This window comes from Burkholderia sp. SIMBA_051, from assembly GCF_046534915.1.
Lineage (GTDB): Bacteria > Pseudomonadota > Gammaproteobacteria > Burkholderiales > Burkholderiaceae > Burkholderia > Burkholderia ambifaria.
Genome location: NZ_JAWRXS010000414.1, coordinates 1 through 263, shown reverse-complemented (window position 1 = coordinate 263; position 263 = coordinate 1). Strand labels below are relative to the sequence as shown.

General features: G+C 63.1%; 1 protein-coding gene. It reads right to left on the bottom strand.

Going from position 1 to position 263, the window contains the following annotated elements:
• The coding region (locus SB771_RS35095) for a DUF1326 domain-containing protein (RefSeq protein WP_410722057.1) at positions 1-178 on the bottom strand (178 nt) is incomplete at its 3' end.
• Between the last annotated feature and the right edge of the window lie 85 nt (positions 179-263).

Here is a 263-nt window from a genome sequence, read left to right as displayed (position 1 = left end):
AGAGCGCGATGTTGAGTCCGTCCAGTGTCACGCCGGCGAACTCGCCTTGATCGACGTGCCAACCGATCAGCGCCGCGCAGTCTCCATCCGACGGCGGGCCGAGACAAACGCAACTGCACGGGGCGTAGCAGTTGCAGCTCTCGAAATACGTACCGGCAACCTTCCAGCTCTCGGCCATGGCGTCAACCTCCGTCGTTGGATACGGGTACAGGGCGTTCGCGTTTACGGAATTCGGGCATGGCGCGTTTGCGCCCGTCAGTGGC